Source organism: Sulfurimonas sp., assembly GCF_016744025.1.
Classification (GTDB): domain Bacteria; phylum Campylobacterota; class Campylobacteria; order Campylobacterales; family Sulfurimonadaceae; genus Sulfurimonas.
The window spans coordinates 1-2,349 of sequence record NZ_JADGFC010000223.1; the positions used below are offsets into that span (position 1 = coordinate 1).

At 29.8% G+C, this 2,349-nt stretch carries 3 protein-coding genes; all 3 read right to left on the minus strand.

Translation table 11 applies throughout. From position 1 onward, the window contains the following. Positions 1–155 precede the first annotated feature (155 nt). The 3 genes from QZZ48_RS15450 to QZZ48_RS15460 are packed head-to-tail and all read right to left on the minus strand — an operon-like array spanning position 156 to position 2,276. Positions 156–1,196 (minus strand): nucleoid-associated protein, encoded by a 1,041-nt coding sequence (locus tag QZZ48_RS15450; RefSeq protein WP_294967149.1) that lies wholly within the window; start codon positions 1,194–1,196, stop codon positions 156–158. A 55-nt stretch (positions 1,197–1,251) separates the two neighbouring features. Continuing rightward, positions 1,252–1,632 carry a hypothetical protein gene (locus QZZ48_RS15455; protein ID WP_294967150.1) on the minus strand — a complete coding sequence of 127 codons (381 nt, stop codon included), beginning with the start codon at positions 1,630–1,632 and terminating at the stop codon, positions 1,252–1,254. Positions 1,633–1,685: 53 nt separating this feature from the next. After that, a complete protein-coding gene (locus QZZ48_RS15460) occupies positions 1,686–2,276 on the minus strand; it encodes a TetR/AcrR family transcriptional regulator (RefSeq protein ID WP_294967151.1) in 591 nt (196 codons plus the stop codon). Positions 2,277–2,349 lie beyond the last annotated feature (73 nt).

A 2,349-nucleotide genomic window follows, 5' to 3' on the forward strand; every position in this document is an offset into this window, starting at 1 on the left:
GTCTGAGGAAATATCTTTTAAGAGATTAAAAGAAAAAATAAAATTTAAAAATTTAAATAACTTTTTAATGGAATTGATTAAAGGTAAACTTCATATAGCTTCACAGCAATCGTAATAAAAACAAGTAAGCTCATCGTCCTCGATGGGAATGCATACTAATACTCTTCTTCAAAAAAGAACTTATAGTAAAACTGTCCTGTCTCTTCATCGTAGCCTTTTTCGTAGCTTCTTCCTTCTTGGACAGTGTTGTTTAAAAATTTAATTTGTACACTTTCATCTAGAGTTATAGAAGCTCTAAAGCTATTTCTATATTTTTTGACATCATCTTTGCTTATTCCAAAGTCATCATCAAAGCTGAGTGAACTCTCATCTGCATAATTGTCTCGGTATGTGCGAAAATCTTCTTGCATATTTTCATTTGATGCCATTTCATCAAAAAACTCTCTTTGGCTAAAGTTTTCATTTTTTTCAAAAAAGTCTATACAGTTATTTCCAAAATCTACTTGTTCGCTCTTTTCATAGTTTGGTGTAACCACATCATCTACAAAGCCTTTACACATATTCATAAACTGTTTTGTTTTAAAGCTGTCATTTTCTACGGGAGCGATGCTTAGAAACTTATTTACCCAGTAGTCAGTCACTTTTTGGTGAATGTCTATATTGTAGATATTATAGCCTTCCTCAGCGTCATCATTTATGATGAAACATCCTTTTTCTATCTTACTTGCATTGATTCCTTCATCCGTTCCTAGAGTCAAAGAGTCATTGTTTTTAAGTACTTTGAAAAACATATCTTTTTTTTCTACTTTATAGATGCCAATAGCATCTCGAAACTCTTCATCAAACTTTATATCTTTAAAATGCACTATGAGGAGTTCACCCATCATGATTTTAGGATGAGTAGAAGCATCATATAGATGCGAAGCAATGCGCTCTGCAGACTCAGCGAAATCACTGTTTTCAAAAATGCTTTTTGCGTACATGTAAACTTCATTAAAAGATAAATTAGAAGAGTGAGTAAAACGATGTAAGTCAGTCTCTAACTGAAATGGTTTTAAAAAATAGTGTAGTAGTTTGTTCTCTAGTTCTGGTTCTACACTTTGAGGGTTATGAGATAGGTAAACTCCCTCATCTTTTTGTTTGTTTCCAACTTGGTGTACTATTAGTTTATCTATGCTTGCATTTGAAAAATCCATCACTTCTCCTGTTAAAATGAAACTCTATCAAATCAACCCTAACAAGTGAATAAATCTAGGTTAAAATATCTCTATGCACGATTTTACAATTTCTATCTATTATCATCAATGATTTTTTAAGATCATCTTCTTCACTTTTTAGATTAAATACTTTCGCAAAATTTTTAAAATCTAAAGAGATAAATGATTTTGATAAGTCATACTGTTCTATAACTTTGCTTACAGATTCTTTTGGACTTGAAGTCACTATGTAGCATTCGTCTTTTTTTGAAAACTTCTTCATAGTTTTATGAAGGTCAGTAGAAAAATCAGTAATATTTGGTAATGTAATTACAACCTGAACTTTATCTTTTACTAAACCTAATACTTTCTCCTGTTCATCAAACATTTTTACTTTTATAAACGGGGATAAAGGGTTTGTTAAATCAATATTCACTTTGGAATTCCTTTTATTTTATAATATTTTATTGAGCTATAAATAACTAAAAATTAGTCAAGTAACTCTTCTATAGAAGTAAATACATGCTCTATCACTTCTTTATCTGCGCCTGCTTGTATCATGATAACAAGTCCATGATAAGCACTTAAAAATCTACTTGATATCGCTTTTGCATCTAGTGGATTTAGTATTTTTTTTTCTCTTTTTGATTTTTCAATGATATTTGTAAAGAAGTCTATGAAAGTAACCAACTGTAGTGAAATCTTACTACTTAGGTTGTCGTACTTACAAAAGCACTCTTTACCAGAGTTTACAAGTAGACAGCCTTTTACTTTATCATTTGATTCAAGGTTTTTAATAGTTACACTTACAAGTGACATAAGTGCACATTTTGTTCCTTTTTCATCGTTTAACTCTGTGATTCTTTGAAAAGCTTCTTTAGTATATAAATCTAATGTCAGTGAAAAGAGTTCTTCTTTACTTTTAAAAGTACGATAAAAACTACTTTTCTTGATTCCCATAGCTTTTAGTAAATCATCTAAGCTTGAGTTATCATACCCATGAACCCAGAAGTAATTCATAGCTATAGATATGATTTCATCAGTATCAAATTTTTTTGGTCGACCTATTATATTTTGCATTTCGTATTTTAGTACTAATAGGTACAAAAGTCAATATGTATTGAAATAAGTTTAGATATAAATTACTTTTTAT